Raw genomic sequence first — 5,842 nt, 5'->3', positions numbered from 1 at the left:
GAGGTAGGGAAGCCCGCGCTGTACCCACTGGATCAGCGTCGGGAGGAGTGTCACGAAAATGATTACTAAAACGGTACACTTCTAAAACCAGTCGATGCGCTTTTTGCCACACAACTAAATCTCGAAAACTTTTAGCCGGTACTCTTCCCATTCTGACTCCTAACTCCTGACTCCTAACTCCTAACTCCTAACTCCTAACTCCTAACTCCTGACTCCTGACTCCTAACTCCTGACTCCCCAATTCCACAACCCTACCAATAATAGCGATCGCAGGTGCTTCAAAATTCGCTTCTTCTACTTGTTGAATAATAGTATTTAATGTCCCTATCAACTGTTCTTGTTCCGGTCGAGTTCCCCAACGGATCAAAGCAATAGGAGTTTCAGAAGTTAACCCACCTTTTTCCAATTGTGCGACAATATTAGGTAGGTTATGAACCCCCATATAAATAACAACAGTTTCTGATCCCTGAGCGATCGCACTCCAGTTAATATCGGGTCGATATTTTCCCGCCGCTTCGTGACCGGTTACGAAAGTAACTGAAGAACTATAACCGCGATGGGTAACGGGAATACCCGCATAAGCAGGAGCAGCAATACCAGAGGTAATTCCAGGGATCACCTCCACAGGAATACCTGCGTTAACCAAGTCTGTCATTTCTTCTCCTCCTCGACCAAATACAAAGGGATCTCCCCCTTTGAGACGAACTACCACAGGATACTGTCGCGCTTTTTCGATTAAGATTTGAGTTGTTTCTGCTTGTAACTTAGAATGACGGCCGCGACGTTTTCCTGCATCGATTTTAATCGCTTGTTCACCTATCATATCTATGATGGGAGGGCTTACCAGAGCGTCATAAACCACTACATCAGCGTGTTCAAGCAACGTTTTGCCTTTTAAGGTCATCAACCCTGGATCACCTGGTCCAGCACCAACTAGATAGACTTTTCCTAAACAAGTTTGGTTTATATTTTGCGACATTAGTTTATTCTTCCCTCATAGGTATATGAACAACAGGATTATAAAAAAGCTAAACTTCTAATTTCCTTCTGACTCCTGACTTGTATTAACTATTCATCCATTCATCAACTATTAATTTAGCCATTTCTGGGGTTGCGCCGAGGGGTTGTCCTAAGTTAAGTTTAGTGTGCGGTGAGTTGTCTTGTAATTGTTGGACTTGTTGGGCGATCATATTAGTAATGCCTCCTGTAAAGAGAAAATAAGGCGCAATGGTAATATTTTGTTGACCTTGTTTAATTAGAGCGTTGACTTGCTCTGATAAACTAGGTTGGATACTCCAATAAGCAACCTGTGCGTTTAATCGAGTTGCGCTCGCTTCAACAGAACGGTTTCCTCCTTGACGACGACTTCCATGAGCAACAATAATCTTAGCGTCTTGGGGATGGGTTGAGAACTGATGAGAGATAATCTTAATCAATGCTTCGTAACTGCCTAAATAGGGATACAACTCTATACTTATTCTAGGGCCAATTTTTTCTTGAGCGACAGCTATTTCTCTAGGTATATCTTCTCTGACATGAACTCCTGGTAAGAGGAATAAAGGTACAACTTTCAGGTTGTTAATGCCTACTTTTGTGAGTTTATTAGCAAATTGTTCAATTTTTTCCCATAAAGGCACTTCAGACAGTTCGAGGGATGCTGTTTGTACCATTGTCACGGGAGATAGTACCGTACAAGAATTGCTTTTATCGGAGTTATTTTTTGGGTTGATGTGGAGTTGTAGTTGCTCTTCTACCAAATAGGATAACCGTTCTAACGCGATTTGTGGTCGTGGATCACGACTTCCGTGGGAAACGAGAAGATAAGCTGATGTCAAAGTCAAGGTATTTATGAAAAATTGTTTATATCTTATTTTAAAATTAAACTTCAGAAAATGATAACTGATAACTGGTCACTAATAACTGATAACTGATAAAATGGCAATCTTTTTAACATAAATTGACAATGTGTTGTAACTCTTAATAAAAAAGGGTATCAAGAAGGCATAAAAGGCTGGTAGACTGGGATTCAGGCATCGTAAATTCCTGCTAAAAAATGTAACAGATTTGTTACCAAAAGAAGGAAAACGAGTCTTTAATCGATTGAAAAAAGTCTTTTTAAACAAGCTATGGTCAATACCCTTCAAAAATCTGAATTTGACGAAATGCGTCCGGGTACCAAAGTTCCGGCAAAGGAAACTATCCTAACCCCTCGTTTTTACACTACTGACTTTGATGCAGTGGCAAAAATGGATATTTCAGTAAACGAAGAGGAATTAAAAGCCATTCTCGAAGAATTTCGTACTGATTATAACCGTCATCATTTTGTCCGTCGTCAAGAGTTTGCTAAAAGTTGGGATCACATTGATGGGGATACCCGTCGCTTGTTTGTAGAATTTTTAGAACGTTCCTGTACGGCAGAATTTTCCGGGTTTCTTCTCTATAAGGAACTGGGTAGAAAGCTAAAAAATAGGAGTCCTATTTTAGCTGAATGTTTCACCCTCATGGCCCGAGACGAAGCGCGTCACGCTGGTTTCCTCAATAAAGCACTCTCTGATTTTAATCTGTCTTTAGACCTCAGTTTCTTAACCAAGAGTCGTAGCTATACCTTCTTCCAACCGAAGTTTATTTTTTATGCAACCTATTTGTCGGAAAAAATCGGTTACTGGCGTTATATCACCATTTTCCGTCACTTAGAGAAACATCCCGAAGACAGAATCTATCCGATTTTTAACTTCTTTGAAAACTGGTGTCAAGACGAGAACCGTCACGGGGACTTTTTTGATGCCATCATGAAGGCGACTCCTAACATTCTAAACGATTGGAAAGCCCGTTTATGGTGTCGTTTCTTCCTGTTATCTGTCTTTGCAACCATGTATCTCAATGATATTCACCGGTCTGATTTTTATGCAGCCATTGGACTTGATGCGCGCGAATATGATAAATATGTTATAGAGAAGACCAACGAAACAACAGGACGAGTGTTCCCCGTTATTTTGGATGTGGAAAATCCGGAATTCTACGGTAGGTTAGAAACCTGTGTCAAAAATAACGAAAAATTACGAGAAATTGACGCTTCTAACAGTCCGTCCCCTGTTAAGTTCCTCAGAAAATTACCTGCTTTCGTTTCTAATGGAGTTCAGTTTATAAAACTCTATTTGATGAAACCTATTCGGGTTGACCATATACAAGGAACTGTTCGTTAAAAGTTTTGAGTTAGTTTACGTTTTGACCACCCGCTACGGCGGGTGTTTTATTTATTTTAAAGGTCAAAAATATGAAAAACAAAGAAGCATTAACAATTGTTGTTACAGGAGTTACTAAAGGGTTAGGAAAAGCTTTGTGTGAAGGATTAATAAAACTTGGACATCAGGTTATTGGATGTGGTCGTTCCGTTAATGAAATTGAAAAACTTAAGCAGATTTATCCTAATCATGATTTTGATGTAGTTGATATATGCAATAATCAAGAAGTAAAAAAATGGGCTAATAGAGTAGTTGATAAATGGGGAAGTCCTCACTTTTTAATTAATAATGCAGCTATTATCAATCAACCCTTACCCTTGTGGGAAATTAGCGAAGAAGAATTTGTTAAATTAATTGACATTAATATTAACGGTGTTGTAAGAGTTATTCGGGCTTTTTTGCCTTCTATGATAGAGGAGAAAAAAGGAATTGTGGTGAATTTTAGCTCAGGTTGGGGACGTTCTACTTCCCCAGAAGTCGTCCCTTATTGTACTTCAAAATGGGCTATTGAAGGCTTATCCCAAGGATTGGCGCAAGAAGTTCCTAATGGGATAGGAATCGTCGCTCTTAACCCAGGAATTATCAACACAGAAATGCTACAAACCTGTTGGCAAGATTATGCTTCTACGTTTCAGTCTCCTTCTCAATGGAGTCAAAAAGCAATTCCTTTTATTTTAAAGTTAACAGCTAAAAATAATGGTCAATCTCTGTCAGTTTAATAGATTAATCTATTGTCTTGATTTTCTTGCGTTATTGTCGCAATCTTCATTTGCATAGATTATTAACTTTCTGTCTTTGAAGTAACAGTCACAAGCAAGAGGTAGGAGTTAAATTTATGGAATTAACTCGATTATCAGATGGTTACAATCCAGGTAATTATGAGAATTTAGTATCGGTCATAATTCCCCGTTTCAGCCCAGAAAGTACCAAAATTGATCCTTTCCCCGACAATTTCTTAACCTAATCATCAAGATTTATTACGGATTTGGCAGAGTCTGATAATAGTAGCTATATTGTTTTGCAAATGATGAATATCTTGAAATTTGCCTGATTATCAGCAAATTAAAACCATGTGAGGAGATTTATGAACTTATTATCCCGCTCTATTGCTCTGTCTTTATTCATGAGCATGACAGTCGTTCTTTGCCCAAATGTTTCTGCTCAAAAGGAGGCAGAAGTTAACATCACAATTAAGGAACCCCCTTCCGGGGAACCCCCAAAGTGCAAAGATGACAACTTCATAGGAAAGCTGAATAGTCAATTCCCAGCTTCAGAAATGGTTGAACTGTACTATGTCCGTCGAGCTGGAACTATGGTAGAAATATTAGGTGAAATTGTAAAAGCTAATCCCTGTCTAAGAGGTATTGTCATCAATTCTGAGACAAACAACACCATCACTTTATACGGCAAACAAGTACAAAGAGATTATGTAAAACGAGTGATTGCCATGTTAGATTTACGCCGTGAGGGAGTGGATATGGCAATGTGGGGAATACTAATATCAAGTGATAACCCCGGGGAACTTTCTCAATCCATGCGAGAAATTAATAGAGAAGTTGCCCAGACACGGGATTTACTATTAGCAACTTATTTGAAATTGGAAGAAGAAGCTAGAAAAATCGAGATTGATCCTGCACTAAATAATATATTTGATCAACTGGGATATCGAGATGCATTAAATCCCGATCGTCCTTATCTTTCCATGACAGATATTTTGCTTCGCATCAGTGCAGCAGCAGATCGTGAAACGGCTTATGTGACTATTGCTGAAAATCTTTGCAAATTCTTTAGAGAAGACGAGGAGTATGCAGTAAAATTTTCTGACTATGTCAGAGAGTTAGGGAAAAGACCTTTTGACAATTATCTTGGGAAAGTGATGCCTGGATTACAGGACGATGTTGGTAAATGTGAGCAATATAGTGTATCTCTATATAAAGAAAAAGGTGATGATTTAGCTAGGAAATTTAGGAGAAGAAGAGCTATACTTGATTTTGCTCTAAACTATGCTCATTTCAGAGAAGAACCAAATAAGTTTAATTCGGAAGAGTTACAGAAATCGGCTGAAAACTTGAATTCATTCTTGAGTCCTTTTATTGATGCAGTTAATCGCGACGTAGAAGAATTATTCATGGAACCAACTCTAAGAAAAATTCAGGGAATTGTTGGCCACTTTGGAGATGTTTCCTATGCTGAGGTAGGTAGAACTAAAGTTAGGGGTTTAAACGGAATTTCATCCTCAGTAGCATCAACAACAGTGAGTGCTTTTGACGAAACTGGTCCTTTAAGACTCAACGAGCTATTACGAGAAGCAGGGGACCTCAATCAATTTTCCAAAGACTTATTCCCTCCTCTTGTGGATGAGGTGGTTCCGGCTTCTTCCATAATCAGTTTATTCGCTGCCCTAAGTGCAGATCGCTCTGTCTTCCGATCCTTAACTTCGGGGGTATCTTTGGATATTACCCCTTCCGTGTTACGCAATAGCAGCTCAGCAGAACTCAAGATTGATTTGACTACAGGACCACAAGAAGTCCAAGAACCCACACCAGATGAAGCTTCTCAAAAAGTCTGGGGGGACTCGCCGAAAGTTAGGGGACAAAGAT

At 39.2% G+C, this 5,842-nt stretch carries 6 protein-coding genes; 4 read left to right on the top strand and 2 right to left on the bottom strand.

Annotated features, from left to right (window positions below):
* Positions 1 to 187: 187 nt before the first annotated feature.
* Positions 188 to 979 carry a uroporphyrinogen-III C-methyltransferase gene (gene cobA, locus P9B04_RS13015; protein WP_342055420.1) on the bottom strand — a complete coding sequence of 264 codons (792 nt, stop codon included), beginning with the start codon at positions 977 to 979 and terminating at the stop codon, positions 188 to 190.
* Between the two features lie 85 nt (positions 980 to 1,064).
* Positions 1,065 to 1,841: a sirohydrochlorin chelatase gene (locus P9B04_RS13010; protein ID WP_342055419.1), complete on the bottom strand. Its 777-nt coding sequence runs from the start codon at positions 1,839 to 1,841 to the stop codon at positions 1,065 to 1,067.
* A gap of 285 nt (positions 1,842 to 2,126) precedes the next feature.
* On the opposite strand from P9B04_RS13010, the gene acsF reads away from it, so the two are divergent.
* The 4 genes from acsF to P9B04_RS12990 form a co-directional block, all read left to right on the top strand.
* Positions 2,127 to 3,203 carry a magnesium-protoporphyrin IX monomethyl ester (oxidative) cyclase gene (gene acsF / locus P9B04_RS13005; RefSeq protein WP_342055418.1) on the top strand — a complete coding sequence of 359 codons (1,077 nt, stop codon included), beginning with the start codon at positions 2,127 to 2,129 and terminating at the stop codon, positions 3,201 to 3,203.
* Positions 3,204 to 3,274: 71 nt separating this feature from the next.
* On the top strand, positions 3,275 to 3,961 hold the full coding sequence (locus P9B04_RS13000) for an SDR family oxidoreductase (RefSeq protein WP_342055417.1): 687 nt from the start codon (positions 3,275 to 3,277) through the stop codon (positions 3,959 to 3,961).
* Between the two features lie 116 nt (positions 3,962 to 4,077).
* Entirely contained in the window at positions 4,078 to 4,206 is a 129-nt protein-coding gene (locus P9B04_RS12995; RefSeq protein WP_342055416.1) for a hypothetical protein, read from the top strand.
* Between the two features lie 120 nt (positions 4,207 to 4,326).
* A partial coding sequence (locus P9B04_RS12990; RefSeq protein WP_342055415.1) for a hypothetical protein occupies positions 4,327 to 5,842 on the top strand: 1,516 nt, incomplete at its 3' end.

This window comes from Crocosphaera sp. Alani8, assembly GCF_038442745.1.
GTDB lineage: Bacteria > Cyanobacteriota > Cyanobacteriia > Cyanobacteriales > Microcystaceae > Crocosphaera.
The sequence above is the reverse complement of the archived record's forward strand: the minus strand, read 5'-3'. Positions and strand labels throughout refer to the sequence as shown.